We start from the raw sequence: 26714 nt of genomic DNA on the forward strand, positions 1-26714 counted from the left end.
GGATGAAGGGAGGGCGGTACGGGGCGGGAGAGGTCACCGGGTCAGGCGGGTTGCGGCGCAGCGGCGGCGTGCTTGCGCACCAGCCCTTCGAGCGGCGCGTTCACGAGGCAGCGCTGCCGGGCAAAGGACGAGAGGACCCGGTCGATGTCGTTTTCCTTCAGCTGCTGAAACAGCTTTGCGTAGCTTCGCTGCAGCAGCGCACCGGTAAGGAAGCACAGCGCGGATTGGCTGAAACAGGCTTTGGCGTAGCGGCGGTCGATGCTGGCGTCGCCGATGACCTCGCAGACCTGCCCGGCGAGCCTGTCCACCGCCTCCTTGACCAGCGTCGGCGGCATCCATTGCATCCAGTCGTCGGTTCCCAGGGCCAGCTTTTTGCGGATGAAATGCCCGACGCGCTGCAGGTACTCCGACGCCGGGTCCAGCGTCACCAAGCCCATCACGCCGACGTCCTTGTAGGTCCAGGTCGTCCAGTGCGCGCCGTGGCGCTCGAACAGGCCCAGCTGATCGTCCATTGCGCGCAGCCGGTCCGGCACCTCGTTGGCCGGTCCGTTGTAGACCGAGCCGAACTCGCCGACCCACAGCGGAACCTGGTGCCGTGCGCTGAACCGGCTGCCCTCGTGCTCCAGGAAGCCCCGCTCCTGCCGCGCCAGGTCCCAGTGTTCGGGGCCGGCGGTCCTGGGCCCTGGCAGATCGATGACGCCCGGGTAGCGGCCAGGCCCGAACCCGGCTGCGGTGTAGTTGTGGCTGCTGTAGACCAGGTTGTCGGCGAACGGCGCGTCCAGGCCGGCGAACTGCTGCGCATAGCGATCGCCTTCGAGGAAGATGATGTGCCGCGGATCGATTTTGCGGATCGCGTCCACGGTGCGCCGGTACACGGCGTTGATCAGCGGCCACCCGGGCTGGTAGTTGTCGTAGACGTTCCAGGGCAGGTCGCCCCGTTGGTTGCCCACGCAGGGCTCGTTGATCAGGTTGTAGCCGGCGACCACGGCCCGGTCCTGGTAGCGCCGGGCGATTTCGCACCAGAGCGCGACGAAGCGATCTTGGTAGTGCGCGTCGTGCCAGAACAGGCTGATGCGGGACGCGTTGTCGCAATGCCAATGGACGTTTTGCCAGCCTTGGACCGCGTGCAGGTCCAAGATGGCGTACAGGCCGTGCTGCGCGCACCAGTCGAGCACGCGATCGAGGCGCGCAAACCCGGCCTCCTTGTAGACGCAGGGAGCGCTGTCGTCCTCGAAGTGGCGGTAGTTCAGCGGCAGCCGGACGACCGTCGCGCCGAGGCTGCGCAGGTACGCGATATCGCTCTCGTTGAAGAAATGCGCGAGCAGGCGCTCGAAGAAAAACTCCGCCCGCGACGCGCCCAGCACCTGGGCCATCTCGTGGCGCAGCGTGTGTTCTGCGCCCGAATGGCCGGTGATGAAGTCCTCCATGTTCATCCAGCCGCCGGCGCAGCTGCCGCGCAGGCGCAGCGCGCAGCCGCGCGAATCGACGATGTTCTGGCCCTCGGTGTGCAGGAAATCCATGGCGCTCTTTTGGGTTGCTCGGGGTGGCTTGCTTCTGCAAGCGTCGGCGCAGTGAGTGCTGCCGATATTTGAACGGTATCGATAACGTTCAAATATCTGTATGGTGCTTACCCTAGTCCGTCTGCAAAGGCCTGACCCTCTGCGCTTGCGGCGACTGTCCGGGTTTTCCATAAAGAGTATCACCAGTTACAGGGGGTTTACACCTATTGGGCGAATGGCCATTGTCCATAACGATAAAACATCTTGCAAAACCAACGACATGCCGCAGCCCATGAACCTCGCACAACGCTTCGTCGCAGCCACCGCATTCGGGCTTGCTGCGACGGTCCTCGCCCAAGGACCCCAGGTCATTGCCGAGTGGGACATTCAGACCCAGCCTGGAGGAGCCCGGCTCATACAGGACGCGCAGGCGCGCTTCGAGAGGGCGCACCCCGGCTTCAAGGTGCAGCGCACGCAGATTCCGAACGACGCCTACAAGACCAAGCTGAAGATCGCCATGGGGGCGAACGAGCCGCCCTGCGTGTTCACGAGCTGGGGCGGCGGGGTGCTGCGCGAGTACGTCCGGGCCGGCCAGGTCGTCGACCTGAGCTTTTACTTGGCGCAGGACCCGGCGTTCCGGGACCGTTTCCTGCCCAGCGCCTTCGCTGCCACGACCACGCAGGGCAAGGTCTACGGCCTGCCGGGGGAGAACACCACGGCGGCCGTGATTTACTACAACACCGAGATCTTCGCCCGGTTCGGACTCACGCCGCCCAAGACCTGGTCGGAACTGATGAAGCTCGTCGAGGCGCTCAGGGCCCGGGACGTCGCCCCGTTTGCGCTCGCCAACAAGGCCAAGTGGCCCGGCTCCATGTACTACATGTACCTCGTGGACCGCGTCGGCGGGCCGGAGCCGTTTCGCAAGGCCCTGGCGCGCGCGCCGGGTGGCAGCTTTGCCGACCCGGCGTTCGTCGAGGCCGGAAAATACCTGCAGGAACTGGTCAGGGCCGGCGCCTTTGCGCAGGGTTTCAACGGCCTGGACTACGACGTGGGTGCGTCGCGCAGGCTGCTGTACTCGGGAAAGGCCGCGATGGAGCTGATGGGCAGTTGGGAGTCGTCGAACATGAAGAACGAAAACCCCGGGTTTGCGAAGAAGATGGACTTCTTCCCGTTCCCCGGCTTGGCCCGTGGCAAGGGGCAGGCGGGCAACGTCGTCGGCTCCGTGGGGCAAAACTTCTACAGCGTATCCACCGCCTGCAAGACGCCCGACGCGGCGTACAAGCTGATCACGACGATGTTCGACGACGAATCGGTGCAGGCGCGCCTGCAAGACAAGCGCCTGGTTCCGCTCAAGGAACTTGCCGTCACCGACGCCGCGATGCAGCGGATGATGAAACTGGTGGCCGACGCGCCGAACGTGCAGCTGTGGTACGACCAGGAGCTGCCACCGCAGCTGGCGGAACTGCACAAGGACACGGTGCAGGCCCTGTTCGGGCTGTCGATCACGCCCGAAGAAGCGGCGCAGAAGATGGAAGCGCTGGCAGCGCAAATCCTGAAATAGGCCATGCGCACCCAGGCCGTCGCTGCGCAGGGCCGGCCGCAGCGCCATGCACCGAAATGGCTGGCACCGGCCCTGTTTCTTGCGCCTGCGATCGCGCTTCTGACGGCCTTTCTGATCTACCCGCTGATCGAGAGCCTGCACCTGTCGCTGCTCGAATGGAACGGACTGGGCAAGGGCCGCATTTACGTCGGTCTCGACAACTGGTCCGCGCTGCTGCGCGACGGGCAGTTCCGGCACGCGCTGGGCAATAACCTGCTGCTCGCACTGATGTCGGTGCTGGTCCAACTGCCCATCGCGCTGGCGCTGGCGCTGCTGCTCGACAAGGCGGGCCGCGGCTCGCGCACGCTGAAGATCCTGTACTTTCTCCCGCTGCTGTTCTCGAGCGTCGCGCTGGGCGTGGTCTTCAAGAACATCTTCGACCCGCACTTCGGGCCGGTGAACACCGCGCTGAACGCGGTCGGCGCCACGGCGCTCGCGCAGGACTGGCTCGGTGACCGCCGTTTCGCGCTCGTCGCCGTCACGCTCGTCGTCTGCTGGCAGAACATTCCCTTCTACATGATCCTGCTGCTCGCCGGACTGGCCTCGTTTCCGTCCGAACTGCGCGAGGCCGCGACCCTGGACGGCGCGAGCGAAGCGACCATCTTCTGGAAGATCAAGCTGCCGCACCTGCGGGGCACGCTGCGCACCGCGGCCATGCTCGCGGTGATCGGCTCGCTGCGCTACTTCGACCTGATCTACGTCATGACCGGAGGCGGCCCCGAGGGGGCTTCCGAACTCATGGCGACCTATATGTACCGCACGGTGTTCTCCTCGTTCCAACTGGGCTACGGCAGCACCGTGGCGCTGGCGATGTTCCTCGTCGTGACCCTGATCGCCGCAGCGGGAATGCGCTTGACGAAGCGCTTCGAGACGCAGGTGTAGGGGCCATGCACACCCCCAAAATCCTGACCCGGGGAGTCCTCTGGACGCTTGCGCTCGGCTGGCTCGCCGTGACGCTGCTGCCGCTGGCCTTCGTCGTCTTCACGAGCCTGAAGTCGCAGCAGGACACGTTCGACAGGCCGGTGTGGGCCTTGCCGAGCCGCTGGGACTGGAGCCATTACGCGACGGTGCTGCACAGCGGGTTCTTCACCTACCTGCGCAACAGCGTGTTCGTCGTCGGCGTCTCGGTGGTGCTCATCGTGCTCGTCTCCGCGATGGCCGCGTACGCGCTGTCCCGGCTGAAATTCCGCTTCAACCGGGCGCTGTTCGGGCTGATCGTCGCGGCCATGATCGTCCCGCTGCACATCACCCTGGTGCCGATCTATCTGATGACGCGCGACCTGGGCCTGTACGACACGCCGTTTGCGCTCATCGGCCCCTACGTGGCGACGAGCCTGCCGGTATCGATCTTCATCCTGACCGAATTCATGCGCCAGATCCCGCGCGAACTGGAAGAGGCCGCGCAAATCGACGGCTGCGGCCCGCTCATGATCTTTCTCAAGATCTTCCTGCCGCTGTCCGGGCCCGGGATCGCGACGGTGGCGATCTACAACGGCATCCATCTCTGGAACGAATTCATCTTCGCCTACGTGCTGACCGCGTCGCCAGGCAATCGCACATTGCCGCTGGCACTGTGGGACTTTCAGGGCGAGTTCTCGTCCAACATTCCCGCGATGCTCGCCGTGGTCACGCTGACTTCGCTGCCGCTGATCGTGGCCTATGCCTTCGGGCAGGAGCGGATCGTCAAGGGGCTCATGGCGGGCTCCCTCAAGGGCTGATCGGGGTTCCCGGGAGCGCGGGCGCAGCGGAGCGCTTCCCACGGGAAAATACCCGATAACGATAACGTTAGATGTGCTTTCACCGATCCGTTATGATGCCCCGTCCGAAGAAAATTTCATGAGCACCTTGTGAGCCGAACCATGCCTACCCTGGCCGACCTCGCTGCAGCGGCCGGCGTATCGACGATGACCGTCTCGCGCGCGCTCAACAACCAGCCCGGAATATCGCCGCGCACGCGCGACATCATTCTCAAAGTGGCGTCCGAAAAGGGCTATACGAGCAACCGGGTGGCGCAGAAGCTGTCTTCGGGGCAAAGCCGGGTCATTGGCGTGATTGCCTTGCAGCTGGAACTCCCGTTCATCATCGGCGTGGTCAGCAGCGTCGTGCGCGCCGCCGCCGCCGCCGGCAACGAGGTCCTGATCTACTCGCACCCCGAGCGTGAAAAGCAGCCATCGAGCAGCGTGCTGCATCTGTTGCAGCAGTTCACCGACGGCGCGGTGGCGCTGCCGCCCTACCACGACGGCTTCGTCGAGGCGCTCGCGCGCGGGCGCTTTCCGGTGGCCATGGTGGACAGCCCGATCGACCATGCAGACCTGTCCTGCGTGGCGTGCGACGACTATGGGGGCGCGCGCTCGGCCATGAAGCACCTCGCGGACCTGGGGCACAAGCGCATCGCGTTCATCGACGGGGTGGAGAAGCTGGGTTCGGCCAAGGAACGGCTGCGCGCCTACCACGAGGCGGTCGCCGTCCACGGGCTTGCGCGCGACCCGGCGCTGCTCGTCCCCGGGCATTTCAGCCATGCGGGAGGGCACGCCGCTGCGCTCGCATTGCTCGCGCTCAGGAAACGGCCGACGGCGATCTTTGCCGCGAATGACCTGAGCGCGTTCGGCGCCATGGCGGCGTTGCAGGAGCAGGGGCTGAAGATTCCGCAAGACATGTCGGTCGTGGGTTTCGACGACGCCCCCGCGGCATTGCACGTACACCCCGCGCTCACCACCGTGCGCCAGCCCATGGAAGGCATCGGGCGCGCCGCAGTCAGCACCTTGCTCTCGCAGATTGCCGGCCTGGCGCCCGACAGCGTGCGCGTCACCCTGCCCACGGAACTGATGGTGCGGCAGTCCACGGCAGCCCCGCGCGATTGACCCCGGGCCGGCGCAGCCCGCGAGCATGGGGCGAGTATCACCGATTCATGTTTGAGAGGCGGGATAGTCACCTCAGGTAATATCTGGGCAGGGAATGTAAATGACTTCTGAGCAGACAAACAGCGGTGAGCAGCTTGAACGTTCGCTGATCGATATCGCAGTCGAGAGCTGGCGGTTCTCGCGGCTCTTCGCGCGCTTGGTCAACAAGTTGGACGCTGGCGAGGGATCGCGGTACGTGAATCAGATTCGATACTTTCAGAAGAAGGTCGAAGAGAGCCTTGATGCGAGCGGGCTGAAGCTCGTCAACGTTGAGGGTCACCAGTTCGAGCCGGGCATGGCGGCATCAGCGATCAACATCGGCGACTTCGGCCCCGACGACGTTTTGGTCGTCGAGCAGATGGTCGAGCCGATCATCATGGGCTCCGAGGGGCTGCGCAAGCAAGGTACGGTGATGCTCAGGAAGGTACAAGAATGAACTACATCGGAATCGACCTCGGGACGACGAACAGTGCGATTTGCTCGTACGACGGGGAGGCTGTGCGTCTGTACAAGAGCCCTGATCAAAACGACGTGACACCCTCGGCCATCTTCATCGATCGCCGGGGCAACAAGTATCTGGGCAAGCGCGCTTACGACAGCGCAGCCAAGAACCCGGACAACGCTACCACGAAGTTCAAGCGAATGATGGGCACCAGCACGCCCGTCAAGCTCTCGGCTGTGAACGTCACCATGACGCCAGAAGAGTGCTCGTCGGAGATCCTGAAGCTCTGCTTCGGGTACCTGCCCGAAGAGATCCGAAACAGCGGTAACACCGGAACGGTGATCACCGTCCCTGCCGCATTCAATCAGATGCAGAAGGATGCGACGCTGGCCGCCGCTGAAATGGCAGGGCTCGGCAATGTCGTGCTCATGCAAGAGCCTGTCGCAGCCGTCATGTGCGTCATGAAGCAACGCAAGGGGGACGGTGTCTTTCTTGTCTTCGACCTCGGGGGCGGGACCCTCGACATCGCGATTGCTGAAAGCATCAGCGGCCGCGTCAGCCTACTGGCTCATGGTGGGGTGGCGATGTGCGGCGGGACGGACTTCGACCGCTCGATTCTCGACAACATCGTTAAGCCCTGGTTGCTTGCGAAGTTCGATCTACCCGATGACTTCAGCGCGAACGCGAAGTACAAGTCGTTGCTCCGGATGTGCCTCTGGGCCGCAGAGAAGGCGAAGATCGAACTGTCGTCCAAGGAAGAATCGATCATCAGCTTGACTGAATCAGATTTGGGGGTCAGTGATGAATCTGGCTCAGAGATCTATGTCGACATCCCTTTCGAGCGCAAGCAGCTCGACGACCTCATTGCCGCGAAGGTGAACGAAGGTGTTCAGTCTGCGCGCGAGACGCTAGAGAAGGCCGGTTTGACCCCGCACGATGTCGAGCGAGTCGTCTTCGTCGGTGGCCCGACCCAGTACAAACCCCTGCGCGATAAGGTTGCCTTTGAGCTTGGTATTGCTTCGTCCACCGATGTGAACCCTATGACGGCGGTTGCAGAGGGTGCTGCTGTCTTCGCCGAGTCAATCGATTGGGCCTCACAGAGCCGCGGGCGCAAGAGTGCGCGCGGAGCCATCAGTGCGGGGGGATCGCTCGACATCCAGTTCAACTACATCGCGCGAACCCCGGATTCCAAGGCACGAGTCGTGGCAAAGGTCGGCGGTGCGGCGGTGTCGGGGACGGAGTTCCAGATCGACAGTCTCGACACCGGCTGGTCATCTGGACGGATGGCGCTCAAAGATGGAGCGACGGTGGAACTGAGTCTCGCGAAGTCTGGCGAGAACACATTCAATATCTTTGTGTTCGATTCGAAGGGCGGACCGGTTGCCCTGAAAGAAGACAAGATCATCATTGCCCGCACTGCTGCCAGCATCGATGCGATTCCGGCGTCCCACTCGATTGGCATCGAAGCACGCGAGAAGCTCGGGGGGCGCTTGGTCTTGGACTACTTGGTTCGCGAAGGTGATCAACTGCCGAAGAAGGGGAAGCGGGTCTTTAAGGCTGCGGAGTCCCTGAAGGCAGGCAGCGTCGGGTCGATCAAGTTCAAACTCTGGGAAGGTGAGATTCCAGACCTGATCAACGACAACCGCTTCATCGGCATGTTCGAGATCAAGGGCTCCGACTTCGACGACGGCGTGATTGGGGCGGGCGCCGAGCTCATTCTCGAGTACGAAGTTCTGGACTCTGGGAACATCGCGATGGAGGTCTCCGTGCCCTCTATCGGAGGTTCATTCCACAGTGGCCGAAACTTCTACTCCCGACAGGAAGGTCAGATCGACTACAGCCAAGCGTCCAAGCTGGTCGCGGAGCAGTCGGAACATGCGATGCAGAGGCTTGAAGAAATGGCCTTGAAGATTGACGACCCGCGCCTGGATCAGGCCAGGGAAAAGCTCAAACAAGCAGATTCGATCAAGTCCGGTGAAACAGACCCGGAACTTGCCAAGCAGGCGATGGACAACGTGCAAGAGGCGAAGCGTCTGCTGGCCCTGGCACGCAAGGAGCACCTGGAGGACATCCGCCAACTCGAGCTCGACAAGGTGGTCGGGTTCTTCGACAAGTATGTTCGGGAGCATGCGCGTCCCACGGAGGCGAACGCCTTCGACAACCTGACGAAGACTGCTCAACGAGCGATTGACAACAACAGTGGCGACTTCGAAGCTCACTTAGATGACCTGCGCGGCAAGAACTTCATGATTTTGTGGCGCCAGGACTGGTTCGTGATCAATCGCTTCAAGCGGTTGGCCAAAGACACGTACCTGTTCCCAGATGCAAGGGAGCACGCACAACTGATGAGCGGAGGCGCGGAGGCTCTGAAGGCGAACGACATGACCAAACTCCGTGCGGTCGTCGCGCAATTGGATTCGGTCCGGATCGGGTCAGGCGGCGACGACGAGATGATGGCCGGTGCAAATATTGTGCGGAGTTGATCGATGGCGCTCGATGCGTGGCTGCCCATTGGCTTCAAGCTTCCAGACGGTGCAAAGTCGCGAGTCACCCTTTTCGGCGGGCGGAACTGGCAGATTCTGGAAACACAAGGCGACGGTCGGGCTCTCGTCGCGCACGATGACCTTGGGACGCGATGGATGGATTCGGGCCTGATCGAGCTTGGTGCATTCAGCTCGTTTGACTTCGGAGAGCGTCGTCTGTGGGCGATCTCGTGCGGCCCGAGCCAGGTCTTGTGCCCAGTCGCGGATGGCAAGTCACCGGACACAAAGACTGAAGCTCTTGCATTCGCAATGGCCTTGAAGGCGACCAGGAGCATCGATACCGAGACTCCCTTGCAGGATGCGTTGTACGTCGAGAAGATCAGTAGATTGCTGCCGACCTACAGCATCAGCTCGCGAACTGATGACGATGTTGTTCTGGGCTACTGGTTGACTGGGGGGGCGAGCGTTTCCGCCAAGTCGTTTCGCAGACTTCGCCAAACCATGAGCTGGCTGGGTGCGAGGCATCTCAAGGACGTTGTCCAGGCCGCAAGCTTTGAGGTTGCTGAGGTGATGCTTGCAGAGCCAACTCGTACGGCGCCTGCGACTCAGGAAGCTGTGCAGTCGGATCGCCAGGAGCCGCAGAAGGGGCCGCCCGCTGCGTACGATGGCACGAAAGTCTTCGAACTCGCAGGTCGACCGGAACTGGCTGCCTTCTTCAATGAACATGTCATCGATATTGTTCAGCATCGCGATCGATACAAGGCGCTGGGAATCGATTTCCCATCGGCGATCGTTCTGCATGGGCCGCCGGGATGCGGGAAGACGTTCGCCATTGACCGTCTCGTTGACTTCCTTGGATGGCCGAGTTTCCAGATAGATGCGTCTAGCGTTGCTAGCCCGTACATCCACGGGACCAGCAAGAAGGTCGCCGAGGTTTTCGACAAGGCGATGCAGAACGCACCGTCCGTCTTGGTTATCGATGAGATGGAAGCCTTTTTTGCAGACCGCGAAATGGGATCGGGTCATCACCGTGTCGAGGAGGTCGCCGAGTTCCTAAGACGAATCCCGGAAGCCACGAAGAACGAAGTGCTCATCGTCGCGATGACGAACCGGGTCGACATGATCGACCCGGCGATTCTGCGCAGAGGGCGGTTCGACTATGTGATCAAGGTCGACTTCGCCAGCGAAATCGAGGTGTTGTCGCTGCTGGAGAAGTTGCTCTCGACCTTGCCAAGGTCTGACAACGTAGATCTGAAGCCGTTTACGAGCGAGCTCGCGGGACGACCGCTGTCTGATGTGGCCTTTGTGGTTCGGGAGGGTGCCCGTCTTGCGGCGAGATCCGGCAAGGACAAGCTCGATCAAAAGAGCTTGCTTGCAGCCATGGAATCTGCCCCGGCCCGTGAACGCGAAGGTGGTCAGCCGCGAAGGATCTGCTTCATCTGACGGGAGAACCTGTGGCTCAGAGAGAAAATCAAGAAAAAGGGGATTCGAGCAAGGGCTTCGCAGGGCTGTCGTCCATGGTCTCTGACGTGGACAGCATCGTCGAGCAGACAACGCGCGACTCGCGGGTGACCACAACTGCAACGTCTAGCCCGCCACCGGAAGTCATCCTACGATCTTCTGAGAGCGAGGAGTCCGGTCGACCACCGCACCAAGCGCCAGCGCAGCCGAGCGGAGGGTCGTATGCGGGCAAATGGTTACTCGGCATTGGGGCGGTCGTAGGTCTGATCTGGCTTGTCTCGCAGTCATGGGATAAGTCGTCATCGTCGTCTCCGGTCTATACACCGAACAGCGATTCGTCGGCCATTGCATCGCCGAGTCCGGCGTGGCCGCCTGCGTCGAGTCCGCCATCGGTCCCCACGCGTCCGACTGAGGAGATGCCGCCAGTCGGCACCAACAACGTCCTCACTTCGGAACAACTTCGCTATTGCGTCGCGGAAGAGATTCGTCTGAATGCAGCCAAAGAGGTCACCAACAACTACAACGATTCGGACGTTGACCGCTTCAATGGGATAGTGGCTGACTACAACAGCCGATGCGGACAGTCTCGATACCGGAGCGGTTCGCTTGAAGGTGCCAGGGCAGAGGTTGAGCGCTATCGAGCGGTCTTGGAGGCCGATGGACGAGCAAGATTTGTGCAAAGCAAGTCGGCGTCGTCACAGGACTGGGCGGTTGTGTCCGAAGCACCGACCCCAGATCCAATGGTGAAAGCGATTCAGGAGCGATTGAACGAACTTGGATACGACGCTGGAGCCGCTGATGGTCTCTTTGGGGGGAAGACGCGCGCCGCAATCTTGGCCTTTCAACGAGGTAATGGTTTCAAAGAAGACGAAACCACTGGGACTGCGCTACTAAATCAACTGTGGCAAGCGACTTCTCAAGTATCTTCTGAATCTGTCACAAGGAGTGGATCTAATTTTTCGTCGCGTTCGGCTCCGGCAGAAGCCACTGGGAGCGTGAGACCGAACGTAGAGCCACAGCCGTCGAATGCTCATATCGTGCCACCGTCGGAACCGTCGTCTCTAGCTGCGCCGGGAATGCCTGATCTGTCTCGCACAAGTACGTCAGAGCAGGCAGCCATCGAGAACGCCTGCAGCTACCACAAACGAAACAGCGGCCCTGGCGATTACTACAGCTGCTTGCGTCGAGAGCTGGCTGCGCTCGGCAGTTTTCAAGGCAAGCCTGATATGTCTCGCACAAGTGCGTCAGAGCAGGCAACCATTGAGAACGCCTGCAGCTACCACAAACGCAACAGCGGTCCTGGCGAGTACTACAGCTGCTTGCGTCGAGAACTGGCTGCGCTCGGCAGTTTTCAAGGCAAGCCTGATATGTCTCGCACAAATACGTCAGAGCAGGCAGCCATCGAGAACGCCTGCAGCTACCACAAACGCAACAGCGGCCCTGGCGAGTACTACAGCTGCTTGCGTCGAGAGCTGGCTGCGCTCGGCAGTTTTCAAGGCAAGCCTGATATGTCTCGCACAAGTACGTCAGAGCAGGTAACCATTGAGAACGCCTGCAGCTACCACAAACGCAACAGCGGTCCTGGCGAGTACTACAGCTGCTTGCGTCGAGAACTGGCTGCGCTCGGCAGTTTTCAAGGCAAGCCTGATATGTCTCGCACAAGTACGTCAGAGCAGGCAGCTATTGAGAATGCCTGCAGCTACCACAAACGCAACAGCGGCCCTGGCGAGTACTACAGCTGCTTGCGTCGAGAGCTGGCTGCGCTCGGCAGTTTTCAAGGCAAGCCTGATATGTCTCGCACAAGTACGTCAGAGCAGGCAGCCATTGAGAACGTCTGCGGTTACCACAAACGCAACAGTGAGCCCGGTGAGTACTACGGTTGCCTCCGAAGAGAGATGAGCCAACTTGGCTATCGGTACGACATAAGACCCTTGAGATGACTACCGCCATTTGCTTTAATTGTGGCCGAGAGAAATCGGGGCCATTTCACGCCTGCACCGAGTGCGGTGCTTCGCCCAGCGTAAATGATGAGCTTGTGCAGTCCGTGTTGCTCTCGGACCGCATTTCATCCGAGGCTCAGTTGGGCCATTTCGCTCATGAGGTTCGTCATCATCTAAAGTTATCAGCGCCGGACAGTCTGATCGCCAAGGCCCGTACCGCGCTTGCCGGCATAAGTGCTCGTCCGACGGCACCGCACAGTAGTGCGGGAGCACCTGTCAAGACTTCGCGCGACGCACCCGAGCGGAGCGCCGCACCTGTCGCAGGTTCTTCGGCGAAGGTAACTTCTTCTATTCTTGGCAAGGCAAGTGGCGTCAAAGGTACAGCGTTGCAAGAGAGTCCGTTCGCCCTCTTGGCCGCAAGTCCCCGAGATGATCGCAGGCGGATCGTCGACTTGGCAGAGGAGAAGGCGCTTGAGATCGATCACGCCAAGTGTCAAAAGGCCCGCTCCGACCTCACGAACCCTAGAACGCGACTCAGCGCAGAAGTGGCTTGGTTGCCGGGAGTGTCACCCAGACGGGCCCATGCACTGACTCAAGCGCTGCTGACAGACCCGATGGCCGCTCGCGCCGAGGTAGGGTTGCCGGCACTTGCGCACTGCAATCTCATGGCTGCAGCCTTCGAGGCCGTCGATGCACAGGATCGGCCTGGTGAGATTGCCCAATTCATCCAGGAGATGGCCCTTCGTGTGGATGAACTTGATGCAGAAGAAGTCCTGCAGGCCGTGAACGAGGATAGGGCCGTCTCCGGCTTCCCGGAAGTGCGAGGTACGGACCAAGTCGAGTCTGAGCTAGCCGAGCGAAAGAGGTACTTCAGAAATGCTATCAAGGACGCGTTGAACAGGCTCCAGCCGGACGCGCTCGTCCAGTCGATGACGCTCACGGTTGACCGTGCCACCAACGGCGGAGCCGAACACGCGCCAGAGCTGATCGACGAGATCGTCGATAGCTACGCAGTGGAGACGCAGAGCTTCCTACAGAAGGAAGCTGAGAATGTTGAGAAGCTCATCAGTGCGATGCGAGAGTCTGCGAAGGCTGGTGAGGGGGCAGTCCGGCCGCTGATCGACTGTCTCAACGGCGTCATTCGCAATTGGGACAAGGTTGCGCAGCCACTCCAGGTGAGCTTTAAGGCGCGGGGCATGGATCACGACGCAAGCAGGGACCTCGCCTACAAGGTTCGCAGCTTGGCTGTCGATTTGTTCAATGAGCACGATTTGCTCAAGCAGTCACAACGGCTCACCAGTCTGCTCAAGGAGGTCTTCAGTGAGATTCCGGACATCGTTGATCGAGTCGAGGAAGACGCACAAGCGTTGAATGACATCGCCCAGCGTCGCAACGAATCGACGCTGATCGACCCGATCCGTAAGCTCTGCGAAAGCATATCGGCGAGTGTGGACAGGAACCCATCGCTGGCACATCATGAAGGGCAGCGAGTTCTTGAGGAAGGTGGTGCCATCCTGAAAGCGACTCTCATCAAGACGAGCTCTCCGACCTATCAAGAGGCTCAAAACCAGATGGCGGTGACGCTTTTGCACTGCGCGGTCTCGTACGGCAACGAGACATCGAAGTGGGCACCCTGTATGACATTGTTGCAGAAGGCATTGGAGCTCGCTTCGGACAACAAGCTGCGTCAGAAACTGCGGGAAAACCTGGCTACCGTTCAGGGAAACCTAAATAGTCTGGGTGATTTGAAACCAGTGTCTTCTGCACCGGAGCTGTCCTCGATAAATGGCATCGGCTTCACTCTGTATGGAAGCACCGACCAGAATCCGTTTAATGGATCTTATATGGTGACCTATTATTTTGTGTTCTTCTTTGTTCCGATATTTCCAATTGCGAGATATCGCGTCATTCCAACCGGCGGTGGGTATCTCTTCTTGGGGAAAGGGCCACTCAGAGTATTTGACAAGTGGCACATCGCCATCTCGCTTTGCTTAATCTGCTGGATTATCATGAACTGGTGGCGCATGTTAAGATAGCTGTCGCCTTCCGCAACTTGATACAACAGCTACCCGACCTCAACTCACTCATTCCTACCCAGAGGGATGAACTGGTTCTGGAGCTATGGGCGAGGGTGCAGATGCTGACGGCGCAGAACAACGAGCTGCAAGCGCGACTCAGCTAAGATCGACGAATTCAAAGGCGCTTGGCGCGCATTCTTCCGGTCGCCGCGTAACGCACCAGGAACGGCTATCCGCGCGCAAGCAGAAGCAGCACGGCCCCGGCCAGGGCGACCATGGCGACGTTGAACACAGCCAGAAAGAACGCAAAGCGCGTGAACTGCTGCTCCTGCGGCAGTGATTGCTTGGCCAGGCCCAGGATAAGGGAAACCATTGGCAGGGAGCCCAGGGCTGCATGGCCCGCAGCGCTGTTCTGGATGGCCGCGAATAACCGGAGATATTCAGGGGACAGGCCCAGATGCGCGATTTGGGGCATGACGATCGCGTTTCCACCGACGTTGGACCCGGTCAAATATCCCGCCAATCCACCGAGCGTTGCAACGAGACCGACCAGGGGAACATGGTCGATTTGCCCAAGAGTTGCGGTGAAGAGTTTCAAGAACCCGGCCTTGACGAGAACCTGCGACATGAGAAGAAAGAAGAAAATGGTCAGCAAGGGCCGCTTGGCGCGGACCAAGAGCGACTGGACCACGCCGTCGGCACTTGACTTGCGCAGCAGCAAAAGGTCCATGAGCAGGAGGGCGACGCCAGGGGAAGCCAGCGGTTTCCAACGGATCTGATCGCCCTGAAGAATGAAATGGTCGGCGAAGCCCGTCGCGGTATTGAACAGTTTGAGAACCACGATGATTGCCAGCAGGAGGCCGTAAGGCCATGCCGCAACCGGCCAGGGTGTGCGCATGCCGGCGCGGATTCGCGCGAAGGCGAGAACGGCGATCGTGATGACGGCGGCGGCGCTCACGCCGGCAATTTCGGGTCCTGTCGCGAGACTGACCAGATGCAGCACGGTGATGAAAAGCGTCCCGGCCAAGACGAGCAGACTGGCGGACGCAACCGATCCAAGGCCGGCTACGAACAGGGCGATGCATGCCAGACCGACAAAGACGGGAGCGCTTGTGAAGGCAGAGGTCGATCCGAGATCGAAGGCTGAAATGCCAGCGAGCGCCGCACCGATCACGGTTGCGAGGCCGAGCGTTCCCCAGGGCATGATCGCCATCCCGCAAAGTGCAACCCGGATACCGCGCTCCTTGTCGAACAATGCGACGAGCAGCGGCACCGTGGCAATCAGGGAGACACCGAATCCGGTCATGGATTCGAGCAGGGGTGCGAGCCCGAAAACAATGAAAACGACCTGAAGCCGTGGCGAAAGACCCAGATTCTTCACCCAGGACGAAAGCGACAGATTCACTTGGCCGCGCTCCAGGAAAATGACGAATAAAAGACCCGGCGCCATCACGAATGCGGTCGATGCAAACAGAATCAGGGTGTCCTGGCTCACCGCAGAGGCAATGGATTCGCTGAAGGGAGTCGCCGCGCCACCCAACCAGAGCGCGATCGCCAGGGCCGCGCCAACGACGGACGCCTGGACTGGCGGTCGCCGCAAGAGCAGGATCATGGACATGACGACCAAGATGGGCGAGATTTGAAGCATTCCGAGATACATCAATGGCTCTCCGTCATGTCGGGACCGCTGCGACGGCGGAGGGACGAATGAACATATTGTCTCCCGACTGAGGGACTCTGTTGGATCGATTTCAGTTGGTCAAAGAATGAAACGAACGCCCGATTCGTCATCAATAGGCAGGCGTATACCCGCCCCAGCGACTGTGGTCCGCGCCGCGTTGACGCGATGGCGGGCGTGGCTCTCTCTACCAAGTGATGAGCGGACGCAGCACGCTTCTGATTTGCGCACGCTCGATGGGGCCGAAGTAGCGGGCGTCGAAGGAGGTGGCGCTTGCGTCCGACATGGGCAGCAGTTCGGACTCGCCGAGCTTGTAGCGTCCGGAGCGGTAGCGCGGCAGCGCCCGGCCGGATCTGTCGGTCCGTATCGGTGCGCTGTGCGCGAGCAACTCGCCGTTGACGCGCACGCCGTCGTCGGCGACGGCCACGGTGTCGTCCCGGGTGGCGACCACGCGCTTCATCATGTAGCCGTAACCGCCGGGGCAGAAGCCGGCGCCGATATAGCCCCTGTCCCTGGCGTCGTCGAACACGCTGCGCTGCGGCGGGCAAAAGAGGATGTAGACCCCCTTGTCCACCGGCGCGCTGCTCGCCCAGTACAGGCCGAGCGGGATGCTCTTGCTGGTGTTCACGCGGGCACCGGCGGCGGCCAGTGCGAGGACGGCGACGCCGGCGCAGGCGACGCCGGCCACGATGCGTGTGCGGGTGCGGCGCATGGATCGATCAGGTCGGGTGCGCAGCGTTGTTGGCGCTATCGCGCAGGAAACGGCAGACCTCGTCGTGCAGCCGCCGCGCGCTCACGCTGACTTCGAGCGCGCGCCAGCAGCCGTGCACCATGCCCACGCCGCACCATGAGCGCGCCGTTCCGCCGGCCGCCTGTATGCGTTCGGCGAACACGCGCGGGTCGTCGCGCAGCGGGTCGTGCTCGACGCCGATCGCCAGCGTGGGCGGCAGGCCGTCGAAGCGCTGTGCATTGAGCGGTGCAATCCAGTCCGGTGGCCGTGCTGCGCCCCAGTAGTGGCGGCGAAACGCATGGATGTCGGCGAGCGTGAGCATGGGCGCATGCGCTTCGGTATCGCGCGCGGGGGGCTGCGGTTCGTCGCCGAGCATCGGGTAGACGAGGGCCATTCCCGCGATTTTTCCGCAACCGGCATCGCGCAGCCGCAGCGCGATGCCCGCTGCGACGCTGGCGCCCGCGCTGTCGCCGGCGAGCAGCAGCGGCGCGTCGGTCGCGCCCGGCAGGCGCCCGGCGAGCGCCGCGCGGGTGACCTCGAGGCAGTCCTCGTGCGCGGCCGGCGCCGGGTGTTCGGGCGCGAGCCGGTAATCGACCGCGATCACGCGCAGGCCGGTGTCCGCGGCCAGGCGCGCGGTCACGACCTGGTGGCTGTCGAGCGAGCCGAGGACGAAGCCGCCGCCGTGGAAATACAGCACGCAGCCGCGCGTGCCGCCGGGCGGCGGTCGGTAGAGCCGCAGTGCGATCCGGTGTCCGGCCGCAGCGTGGAAGACGCGGTCCTCGGTGCGCACCCCTTCGGGCAGCGGTGGCGTGAACGACGCCGCATAGCGGTCGTAGATCAGGCGTTGTTCGGCAATCGGCAGCGTTGCCGCGTGCGCGGGATACACGGCGGCGGTGCGTGCGACGAAGTCGGCGATGTCGGGTGTGAGCATGGTGTTTGCGGGGTTGGGCTGCGGTGCTTGCGTCATGCGCGCCGCGCGGGCGGCAGCGCGATCGTGCGGCCCGCGTATTGCGCCGGTGGCAGCGCGGCGCAGGCGTGCGCGAAGGCCTGCACGCGCGCGGCGACGTCCGGATCGAAGGCGACCGCGCGCGGGCCGCCCGTGTCCACGTGCAGCAGCATCTGCTCGCTCGCCGCGACCGGATCGGAGCGCGCGTCGGCGAACATTTCGAGGTACAGATGCAGGCGCTTCGCGTCGTGTGCGATGGGCCGCGCAGCGATGCGCAGCTGCGCGCCCAGCCGGGTTTCGTGCAGGTAGTTGATGTGCGCTTCGAGCGTGAAGAGCGAGCGCTTGCGTGCGCTGCGGGTCGCCGCGTCGAGGCCGATGCGCTCGATCAGCGCGTCGGTCGCGAAGCTGAAGATCAGCATGTAGTAGGCGTCGCGCAGGTGGCCGTTGTAATCGACCCATTCCGGCCGCACCGTGCCGCGGTAGAGCTCCAGTTCTGGCATGGCTTGCGCTCTTGGAAGGTGAGGGGACCGAAACCCGCGGCGCTACTCGTCGGCGCGCAGGCCGTGGCGCGCCTTCGCGGCGTGGATCGCTGCGAGCACGCTCGTGATGCAGTCGTCGCGGTAGCGTTCGAGCTGCCTGATCGAGCGCGTGCCGAGTTGCTGCGTGCTGCCGTCGACCACGCGCTCGATCAGCTCGGCGCTGAGCTGCGGCGCGACGAGGCGGGTCCACGGCAGTTCGAGCGCGGGGCCGAACTGCTGCATGAAATGGCGCATTCCCGCGTCGCCGCCGGCCAGCGTGTAGCTGAGGAAGCTTCCCATGAACGACCAGCGGATTCCCGCACCGAAGCGGATTGCGTCGTCGATCTCGCCGGTCGTCGCGACGCCGTCATTCACCAGATGCAGCGCCTCGCGCCACAGCGCTTCGAGCAGCCGGTCGGCGATGAAGCCGGGCACTTCCTTGCGCACGTGCAGCGGCCGCATGCCGAGCGCGCGGTACACCTGCTGTGCGGCTTCGAGCGCCGCGGGCGCGGTGCGCTCGCCGCCGAGCACCTCGACGAGCGGCAGCAGGTACACCGGGTTGAATGGATGGCCGACCATGCAGCGCTCGGGATGCGCGGTGCGCGCGTAGAAATCCGTCGGCAGCAGGCCCGAGGTTGACGAGCTGATGAGCGCATCGGGCCTTGCGGCAAGACCGATTTGTTCGTGCAGCGCGCGCTTGAGCTCGGCGCGCTCGGGCGCGCTCTCCTGAATGAAGTCCGCGTCCGCGACGCAGGCCGCCAGCGTATCCACGAAGCGCAGTCGTGCCTGCGACGCCCCGGCGCGCAGGCCGACGCGCTCGAGCGCGGGCCAGGCGTTCGCAAGGTTCTCGCGCAACTGCTTTTCGGCACCCGGCGCCGGGTCCCAGGCCAGCACGTCAAGGCCGTGCGCGAGCGCGCGCGCGACCCAGCCGCTGCCGATCACGCCGGCGCCGATGGCGGCAAATGTCCTGATATCGACGATCACTGGCATGGTGCTCCCGATGCTTGCGAAAAATGATGCAAATGATGCCTTGCTGCCCCGTTCATCAGGCGAACGGCTCGGGCGGGCGGCGTTCCAGCGGTCGCGCGCCACGTGCCGGCAGGCCGAGTGTGCGGCGACCCTCGGCGGGCGAGAGCGCGCGGCCGCCGAGCCGCTCGATGATCTCGAGCGCGCGCTGCACGAGCGTCCCGTTGCGCGCGGGAACGCCCTTGTCGAGCCAGAGGTTGTCTTCGAGGCCGACGCGCACGTGGCCGCCGAGCAGCAGCGCCTGCGCGAGCATTGGCATTTGCATCCGGCCGATGCCGAAGCCGGCCCACTGCGCGCCCGGCGGCAGGTTGTCGACCATGGCCTTCATCGTCGCCGTGTCGGCGGGCGCGCCCCAGGGAATTCCCAGGCAGATCTGGAACAGCGGCGGCGCATCGAGCAGCCCCTCCTTGAGCAGCTGTTTGGCGAACCACAGGTGCCCGGTGTCGAAGACCTCCAGCTCCGGTTTCACGCCGAGTTCCTGTATGCGTTTTGCGCCGGCGCGCAGCTGCGCGGGGGTGGACACGTAGATGCAGTCGCCGTCGCCGAAATTGAGCGTTCCGCAATCGAGCGTGCAGATCTCCGGCAGCAGTTGCTCGATGTGCGCGAGCCGCGTCAGCCCGCCGACGAGGTCCGTTGCCGCGCCGAAGCGCATCGGCTCTTCGCCGGAGCCGATCTCGAGGTCACCGCCCATGCCCGCGGTCAGGTTGATGATCACGTCGGTACCCGACGAGCGGATGCGGTCCAGCACCTCGCGGTACAGCTTCGGGTCGCGGCTGCCGCGGCCGGTCAGCGGATCGCGCACATGGCAGTGCGCGACGGTGGCGCCGGCCCGCGCGGCTTCGATCGCGGCGTCGGCGATCTGCCGGGGCGTGACCGGGATCGCCGGATGCTTGCCGACCGTATCGCCCGCGCCGGTCACGGCGCAGGTGACGATGACTTCGTGGTTCATGCGCGGGGTCATTCCTGTGCTTGTACGTGGGAGGGGGCGTTCCGGTGCCGGCTTCAGAGACCGAGGTGGGCTTTCACCGCCGGCAGCCCCTCCCTGCCGTCGTACGTCTTCACGCCGACCAGCCAGTCGTCGAGCACCTGCGGGTTTTTCTTGAGATACGCCTTCGCTGCGTCGGCGGGCTTGGGTCGGTCTCTGCTCAGCAGGTCCTGCATCACGGTGTTCTCGATCTGCGCCGTGAAGCGCAGATTGCCCACGAGCCTGCCGGCGTTCGGGCAGCGCGTGAGGAAGTCCGGCGCGGTCAGCGTATAGACGCGCGCGACGCCGTCGTTGATGAACGCGCCCTGGCTTCCGGTCAGGTAGCGCATGTCGATCTGTATGTTCATCGGATGCGGTTCCCACCCGAGGAACAGCACCCACTTCCTGTCGCGGACCGCGCGCTCGACGCTGATGAGCATTCCCGCCTCGCTCGATTCGACCAGCTTGAAGCTGCCCATGCCGAACTGGTTCTTGTCGATCATCGCCTTGATCGATGCGTTTGCGCTGGTTCCCGAATCGATGCCGTAGATCTTGCCGTCGAGTTCCGTGTGGTAGCGCGCGATGTCGGAGAAGGTCTTGAGTCCCGCGTCGTATGCGTAGCTCGGCACTGCGAGCGACGCCCTTGCGTTGGGCAGATTCGGCGGCTCCAGCACCTGGATCGTCTTGGCCTCGACGAACGGCGTGATCATCCGCTCCTGCCCCGGCCACCAGTAGCCGAGCGACACGTCGATCTGCCGGTTCTTCAGCCCCGTGAACGAGATCGGCACCGACGCGACGGTCGTCACCGGCTGGTAGCCAAGCCCTTCGAGCACGGTGGACGCGAGCGCCGTGGTCGCCGTGATGTCGGTCCAGCCGATATTCGCAAAGCGGACCTTGCGGCAGCTGTCCGGGTCCTGCGCGCAAACCGGCTGCAGCAGCGCTGCGGCGCACAGCAGGCTGGAGGACAAGGTTTTGGCGTCAAGTGGCATGGAGCTCCTTCCCCTTGGATCTGTTGCGCGCGGCTTGCGCATCCGCCTGCCGCGCGGGCAATAGTGCTTGGCGTGGGGGGAAGGTACCGTGGCGTGCCCGTACCAAAGCGACCGGCAGCGACCGGTTCTTGCCCGTTTGCGACCCCAAGGGAAAACCAGCATGGTGCGCGCGCCGCCAAGCCAGTACCCATGGGCCTTGCGGGCGTGGGCACCGCTTGCTACGCTCACCCGACCCCGCACGAAAGCCAACACCGTACCCGCTGCACGATGCCCGAAGACATCTCGTTCCTGCTGCTGCCGGGCTTTTCGGCCATCGGCTTCATGTCCGCCGCCGAACCGCTGCGCGTCGCGAACCGCTTTTGCGACGACCTGTACCGCTGGCGCATCCTGAGCATGGACGGCGCATCGGTCATGGCGAGCAACGGCATCTCGCTGAACGCCGAAGCCGCGTTCCACGCCGCCGATCCGCGCACCGTGTTCGTCGTCGCGGGCTTCGACCCGCTGGCCTGCTACAGCCGCGCGCTCGCCGCGTGGCTGCGCCGGCTCGCGCGCGCGGGCGCGACGCTCGGGGGCATCGATACCGGGAGCTTCGTTCTCGCCGAGGCCGGGCTCTTTTGCGCGACCGACCGGCTGACCCTGCATTGGGAGGCGTTGTCGGCGTTCCGCGAGCGCTATCCGGCGCTGCGCGCGAGCCAGGAATTGTTCGAGATCGGCGCCAAGCGCATCACCTGCGCCGGCGGCACCGCGTCGATCGACATGATGCTCGACCTGATCGGCCGCAGCCACGGCGCGGCGCTCGCGGCGGCGGTGTCCGAGCAGTTCGTCGTGGGCCGCATCCGGCAGCGCTCGGACCATCAGCGCATGCAGATCGCCGCGCGCTACGGCGTGCACAACCGCAAGCTGATCCAGGTGATCGGCGCGATGGAGCAGAACATGGAGGAGCCGCTCGCGCCCGACGCGCTCGCGCAGGAGGTCGGCGTCACGCGCCGGCAGTTGGAGCGACTGTTCTGCGCGGCGCTCGAGGACACGCCGAAGCATTTCTATCGGCAATTGCGCCTGGAGCGCGCGCGCGAGCTGCTGCAGCAGACCGATATGACGGTCACCTCGATCTGCGTCGCGTGCGGGTTCGAGTCGCCATCGCATTTCTCGCGCACCTACCGCGCGAAATTCGGCACCAGCCCGCGCAGGGACCGCAGTCCGGCGCGGGCCACCGCTCGCGTGCCGCACGCACGCACAACTTCGTGAACGACGCCAAGGGGAGAAACCAGCGCATTCCTCCTTTTCATTTTCTGTCGCAAGGGGCCCTCGGGCCCCATTTTTCTTGGGCGCTGGCGTTCGCGGAACTTGTCAAACCGCTGTCACCAGAGGAACGCAAGATGAATGAGGCATTCGCCGCGCGCTCCCTGCCTCCTCCACAAACACGGCACAACAAAGGATAGACCCATGAAATTTTCCCCCCTGAGCGTGCGGCTCCTGCCCGCGCTGATCGTGGCCTGCGCGCTTTGCGCCTGCAGCGACAGTGGCGGCGACGTCGCCGCTGGCTCGCCCAGCACCCCACAACAGCCTGACACCGGCGTCGCTCCCGTGAAGAGCTGCGCACCCTGAGGGCCAACGACATGAACGACCAGACCAAGCCCATGAACTCGCGCCGCAAATTCCTGACCGGTACCGCCGCCACGGGCGCCGCCGCGCTCGCGTTCTCCGCATTCCCGCCGAGCATCCGCCGCGCGCTCGCCATTCCTGCGAACAACAAGACCGGCACGATCATGGACGTCGAGCACGTCGTGATCCTGATGCAGGAGAACCGCTCCTTCGATCACTACTTCGGCATGCTCATGGGCGTGCGGGGCTTCGGTGACCGCTTCGCCATTCCGCTGGCCGGCGGGCGCCGTGTCTGGGAACAGAGCGACGCCAACGGCAAGGTGGTGCTGCCGTATCACCTTGATCAGACCAAGGGCAACGCGCAACGCGTCACCGGCACGCCGCACGGCTGGACCGACGCACAGAACGCATGGGACGGTGGGCGCCTCAGCCAATGGCCGAAGCACAAAGCCACCGACACGGCGCCCTTCACGCAGTCGATGGGCTACCTGCAAGAGGCCGAATTGCAATTCCAGTACGCGCTGGCCAACGCCTTCACCGTGTGCGATGCCTACCACTGCAGCATGCACACCGGCACCAACTCGAACCGCCTGTTCCACTGGAGCGGCACCAACGGTCCCTCGGGCCAGACGGGCAGCGGCCTGGCAGGTGTCTCCTCGGTGAACAACGCCTGGGACAACCTCCGGTTTCCATGGGACCCCGTGACCAACCCCGGCGTCGATTCGACCACCTACGGCTGCAATTGGACGACCTATCCAGAGCGCCTGCAGGACGCCAAGGTCAGCTGGATGGTCTACCAGAACCTGCCCGAAAACTTCACCGACAACCCGCTGGCGGGCTTCCAGAAATACCGGGTGGCGAACAGGGCATCCGGCAAGAACGACATGCGCTACGACGACAACGCCGGCCCGCCCGCGGGCGTGACACTGCCGGCCTACGACCCGGCCAGCGACGATGCGGGCAACCCGCTCTACAAGGGCGTCGCCAACACCATGCCCGGCGACGGCGGCCTGCTCGGCACGTTCAAGCGGGACGTGGCCAACGGCAAGCTCGCGCAGGTGTCGTGGATCGTGGCCCCGGCCGAGTATTCCGAACACCCGGGACCTTCGAGCCCGGTGCAAGGCGCGTGGTACATCCAGCAGGTGCTGGACGCGCTCACCGCATCGCCTGATGTGTGGAGCAAGACGGTGTTCATAGTCAATTTCGACGAGAACGACGGCTACTTCGACCATGTGCCATCGCCTGCCGCGCCGTCGATCAACCCGGACAAGAGCGTGGCGGGCAAGACCACGCTCAGCGACGCCGACGTGGCGTTCGAGCGCTACACCCACCCGCTGATCCCCGGTACGCCCGCGAGCGTTCCGGCGCCGGACGGTCGTGTCTACGGCCCCGGCCCGCGCGTGCCGATGTACGTCATCTCGCCCTGGAGCCGCGGCGGCTGGGTCAACTCGCAGGTGTTCGACCACACCTCGGTGCTGCGCTTCCTCGAAGTGCGATTCGGCGTGAAGGAAACGAACATCTCGCCGTTTCGCCGCGCGATCACCGGCGACCTGACCAGCGCCTTCAACTTTGCAACGCCGAACAGCGAAGTGCTGCCCACACTCGCGGGACGCAAGACCCGGGCCGAAGCGGACCAACTGCGGACCGAGCAGGAGAAGCTCTCGCAAATTCCGCTGCCCGCTACGCAGGCGTTGCCGCAGCAGGCCACCGGCACCCGCCCCTCGCGTGCCCTGCCGTACGAGCTGCACACCAGCGCCAAGGCCGACGTGGCGAATGGCAAGCTGCAACTGCTGTTCCTCAACACCGGCAAGGCCGCCGCCGTGTTCCATGTCTACGACAAGCGCCACCTCGACCGCCTGCCGCGCCGCTACATGCTGGAAGCAGGCAAGGGACTCGACGACACCTGGGCCGCGGTGGCCGACGACAGCGGCGTCTACGACCTGTGGGTGCTGGGGCCGAACGGCTTTCACCGCCACTTCAAGGGCCATCTCGACGCGCTGCGCACCAGCGGTGCGACGCCCGAGGTGCGGGTGTGCTACGACATCGCCAACGGGAATGTCTACCTGAACATGCGCAACGACGGCAAGGCCGCGTGCAAGTTCACCATCAACGCCAAGGCCTATCGCAACGACGGCCCGTGGACCGCGACGGTGAACGGCGGTGCCAACGTGGACCAGCACTGGGAGCTCGCCGCGAGCGGCCAGTGGTACGACTTCGCCGTCACCTGCGATGCCGACCCCGGCTACTTCCGCCGCTTTGCCGGCCGCGTGGAAACTGGCAAGCACACGGTGAGCGATCCGGCGATGGGTCGGGCCGACCTCTGAGAAGCATGCGCGGCCGCAGCAGCGCGGCGTAGATCGGCAATCGACGAAATGGCGTGGTCGGCGCGCCGGTCGTGCGCCTGTTCACCGGCAAACCGGGGCGGCCATCGCATGAGCGCCGCCCCTTTCCCATGCATCTGGTTACTGTGCGTGATGTACAGTACCATCCACAGAAGGACCTCTACCTATCTTTCTTGCAAGGAGGCCGGACATGGATCGGCGCTGTTTACCGCTCAATGCCCTGCGGGCATTTGAAGCGACCGGGAAGCATCTGAGCGTGACCGCTGCGGCCAATAGCCTGTTTGTGTCGCAGAGCGCAATCAGTCGGCATATCTTGGCGCTGGAGGCCCAGCTGGGCATCAAACTGTTCGAACGCAAGCATCAGCATCTGGAACTGACGCAGGCAGGCCGCATGTTGTTGCCGGTAGTGAATAAATCGTTTGATCGCATCGAACAGACGCTCAAGGCCATCCTCGACGAAGGCGCGGCACCGCGCCGCGTGCTGCAGATGCAAATGCCGCCGACCTTCGCGCACAATTTGGCGGTGCCGATATTGTGCGAATTCCGCGATGCCTTCCCCGACATCATGCTGGACCTGACGATATCCAACCGGGTCGGCATGTCGGAAAATAACGGTGACATTGTCGTGGTCTATTCCAAACCGGAGGTCAACGATCTGATCGCCGACTTGCTGTGGCATGTCCGGTTGACGCCGCTATGCCACCCGTCGCTGCTGGAGCGTCGCAAGGCAAGCGACCTGGAAGACCTCCTGGCGCACAACGATATCGTCCACGTGCAGCTGGAAGGTCAGCCGCGCCACCGTTTGTGGGAACACTTTATGCGCCAGGCAGAATTGCACAACGTGTCTGTGAACCGGGGGCTGGTGTTCGACACGGCGAGCTTGGCGGCGCAGTATGCGATGAGCGGCACCGGCGTTGCCCTGCTCGACCCCTTGCTGTTCCTGGACGAGTTGCGCCGCAACGCGCTGGTACAGCCGTTCGATGCCTGGGTCGACGACGGCTACGGCTACTATCTGCTGACGCATTCGGACGATTTGATGGATGACGCGATTGCCTCGTTCCGTTCGTGGATGATCAAGCGCTTTTCCGGGCTGTCGCTGCAAAACGGTGCGCTGGTGGTGCCTCCCTGCCCGCGCTGAGGGACTGCGCGCGCGGGAAGCGTGTTGGCGTCTCCGATGCTGGGGTTGCTCCTTGCCGATCTGCTCGGCTTGGGGCCCCTGCGCTCACGGCATCCGGGGGCGGGCACCGTACGCTTGCCCGGACTGCCTCTGGGGCCCGGCAGGAAGCGTCCTGCCGCGGGCGGGGCTGGGCCTGCCGGGCAGGGCGGAAGAGGAGTTTTGGCGAAAAGTTTGACGGAGCACAAAAAGCCGTGCTATAGTGCGCAGCTTGGCTGATCGAGGCCGGGTTGGGAAGCGAAGGGGGCCACGGGCTGCCTTGGCGAGCAGGATCATTAAAAACAAACAGCCGATAAGCGTGGGCGTTTGATGGCGAATGCCAAGTTCCAAGGAACTGGCGCCTGGGTGAGAACCTGGGGGCCGCAAATGCTCATGAGACAGAAGTGAAGATTCACTTTGATT

At 63.4% G+C, this 26714-nt stretch carries 21 protein-coding genes; 13 read left to right on the forward strand and 8 right to left on the reverse strand.

Going from position 1 to position 26714, the window contains the following annotated elements:
- Positions 1-41: 41 nt before the first annotated feature.
- The gene (locus D5041_RS11600) at positions 42-1520 is read right to left on the reverse strand and encodes a glycoside hydrolase family 5 protein (protein WP_265284786.1); all 1479 of its coding nucleotides are present in this window, start codon (positions 1518-1520) and stop codon (positions 42-44) included.
- A gap of 271 nt (positions 1521-1791) precedes the next feature.
- Here D5041_RS11600 and D5041_RS11605 point away from each other — a divergent pair, with 271 nt between their 5' ends.
- The 9 genes from D5041_RS11605 (at position 1792) to D5041_RS11645 (ending at position 14361) form a co-directional block, all read left to right on the forward strand.
- Positions 1792-3060, forward strand: a complete 1269-nt coding sequence (locus D5041_RS11605) for an extracellular solute-binding protein (protein ID WP_265284787.1) — start codon at positions 1792-1794, stop codon at positions 3058-3060.
- A 3-nt stretch (positions 3061-3063) separates the two neighbouring features.
- On the forward strand, positions 3064-3981 hold the full coding sequence (locus D5041_RS11610) for a carbohydrate ABC transporter permease (RefSeq protein WP_265284788.1): 918 nt from the start codon (positions 3064-3066) through the stop codon (positions 3979-3981).
- Between the two features lie 5 nt (positions 3982-3986).
- Positions 3987-4817 carry a carbohydrate ABC transporter permease gene (locus tag D5041_RS11615; RefSeq protein WP_010104259.1) on the forward strand — a complete coding sequence of 277 codons (831 nt, stop codon included), beginning with the start codon at positions 3987-3989 and terminating at the stop codon, positions 4815-4817.
- A gap of 141 nt (positions 4818-4958) precedes the next feature.
- The gene (locus tag D5041_RS11620; RefSeq protein ID WP_236610719.1) at positions 4959-5960 is read left to right on the forward strand and encodes a LacI family DNA-binding transcriptional regulator; all 1002 of its coding nucleotides are present in this window, start codon (positions 4959-4961) and stop codon (positions 5958-5960) included.
- A 100-nt stretch (positions 5961-6060) separates the two neighbouring features.
- Positions 6061-6435, forward strand: a complete 375-nt coding sequence (locus D5041_RS11625; protein ID WP_265284789.1) for a hypothetical protein — start codon at positions 6061-6063, stop codon at positions 6433-6435.
- Positions 6432-8924, forward strand: coding sequence for an Hsp70 family protein (locus D5041_RS11630; RefSeq protein ID WP_265284790.1), 2493 nt, complete (start codon positions 6432-6434; stop codon positions 8922-8924). Before D5041_RS11625 ends, D5041_RS11630 begins: the two co-directional genes overlap by 4 nt.
- Positions 8925-8927: 3 nt before the next feature.
- Positions 8928-10367 carry an ATP-binding protein gene (locus D5041_RS11635; RefSeq protein WP_265284791.1) on the forward strand — a complete coding sequence of 480 codons (1440 nt, stop codon included), beginning with the start codon at positions 8928-8930 and terminating at the stop codon, positions 10365-10367.
- Positions 10368-10801: 434 nt separating this feature from the next.
- Positions 10802-12325, forward strand: coding sequence for a peptidoglycan-binding domain-containing protein (locus D5041_RS11640; protein ID WP_265284792.1), 1524 nt, complete (start codon positions 10802-10804; stop codon positions 12323-12325).
- Positions 12322-14361 carry a hypothetical protein gene (locus D5041_RS11645; RefSeq protein WP_265284793.1) on the forward strand — a complete coding sequence of 680 codons (2040 nt, stop codon included), beginning with the start codon at positions 12322-12324 and terminating at the stop codon, positions 14359-14361. The genes D5041_RS11640 and D5041_RS11645 overlap by 4 nt, the downstream gene beginning before the upstream one ends.
- Positions 14362-14572: 211 nt before the next feature.
- Here D5041_RS11645 and D5041_RS11650 read toward each other — a convergent pair whose 3' ends face one another.
- The 7 genes from D5041_RS11650 to choX all read right to left on the reverse strand — a co-directional run bounded on the left by D5041_RS11650 (position 14573) and on the right by choX (position 21194).
- Positions 14573-16003, reverse strand: a complete 1431-nt coding sequence (locus D5041_RS11650; protein WP_265284794.1) for an L-lactate permease — start codon at positions 16001-16003, stop codon at positions 14573-14575.
- 205 nt (positions 16004-16208) lie between these two features.
- Positions 16209-16733: a conjugative transfer signal peptidase TraF gene (gene traF, locus D5041_RS11655; RefSeq protein WP_010104263.1), complete on the reverse strand. Its 525-nt coding sequence runs from the start codon at positions 16731-16733 to the stop codon at positions 16209-16211.
- 7 nt (positions 16734-16740) lie between these two features.
- Positions 16741-17682 carry an alpha/beta hydrolase gene (locus D5041_RS11660; RefSeq protein ID WP_265284795.1) on the reverse strand — a complete coding sequence of 314 codons (942 nt, stop codon included), beginning with the start codon at positions 17680-17682 and terminating at the stop codon, positions 16741-16743.
- 32 nt (positions 17683-17714) lie between these two features.
- On the reverse strand, positions 17715-18197 hold the full coding sequence (locus D5041_RS11665) for a thioesterase family protein (protein ID WP_265284796.1): 483 nt from the start codon (positions 18195-18197) through the stop codon (positions 17715-17717).
- A 42-nt stretch (positions 18198-18239) separates the two neighbouring features.
- Positions 18240-19205, reverse strand: coding sequence for an L-carnitine dehydrogenase (locus D5041_RS11670; RefSeq protein WP_265284797.1), 966 nt, complete (start codon positions 19203-19205; stop codon positions 18240-18242).
- Positions 19206-19260: 55 nt separating this feature from the next.
- Entirely contained in the window at positions 19261-20190 is a 930-nt protein-coding gene (cdhC, locus tag D5041_RS11675; RefSeq protein ID WP_010104675.1) for a 3-dehydrocarnitine:acetyl-CoA trimethylamine transferase CdhC, read from the reverse strand.
- Between the two features lie 53 nt (positions 20191-20243).
- Positions 20244-21194, reverse strand: a complete 951-nt coding sequence (choX, locus tag D5041_RS11680; RefSeq protein WP_010104673.1) for a choline ABC transporter substrate-binding protein — start codon at positions 21192-21194, stop codon at positions 20244-20246.
- 267 nt (positions 21195-21461) lie between these two features.
- Here choX and D5041_RS11685 point away from each other — a divergent pair, with 267 nt between their 5' ends.
- The 4 genes from D5041_RS11685 to D5041_RS11700 all read left to right on the forward strand — a co-directional run bounded on the left by D5041_RS11685 (position 21462) and on the right by D5041_RS11700 (position 26276).
- The gene (locus tag D5041_RS11685; RefSeq protein ID WP_010104671.1) at positions 21462-22439 is read left to right on the forward strand and encodes a GlxA family transcriptional regulator; all 978 of its coding nucleotides are present in this window, start codon (positions 21462-21464) and stop codon (positions 22437-22439) included.
- A 198-nt stretch (positions 22440-22637) separates the two neighbouring features.
- Positions 22638-22799 carry a hypothetical protein gene (locus D5041_RS11690; protein WP_265257256.1) on the forward strand — a complete coding sequence of 54 codons (162 nt, stop codon included), beginning with the start codon at positions 22638-22640 and terminating at the stop codon, positions 22797-22799.
- A 32-nt stretch (positions 22800-22831) separates the two neighbouring features.
- A complete protein-coding gene (locus D5041_RS11695; protein WP_265285085.1) occupies positions 22832-25120 on the forward strand; it encodes a phosphocholine-specific phospholipase C in 2289 nt (762 codons plus the stop codon).
- Between the two features lie 208 nt (positions 25121-25328).
- Positions 25329-26276, forward strand: coding sequence for a LysR substrate-binding domain-containing protein (locus D5041_RS11700; protein ID WP_010104665.1), 948 nt, complete (start codon positions 25329-25331; stop codon positions 26274-26276).
- The last annotated feature ends 438 nt before the right edge of the window (positions 26277-26714 follow it).

Origin of the sequence: Verminephrobacter aporrectodeae subsp. tuberculatae (assembly GCF_026127385.1) — a bacterium.
GTDB lineage: Bacteria > Pseudomonadota > Gammaproteobacteria > Burkholderiales > Burkholderiaceae_C > Acidovorax > Acidovorax aporrectodeae.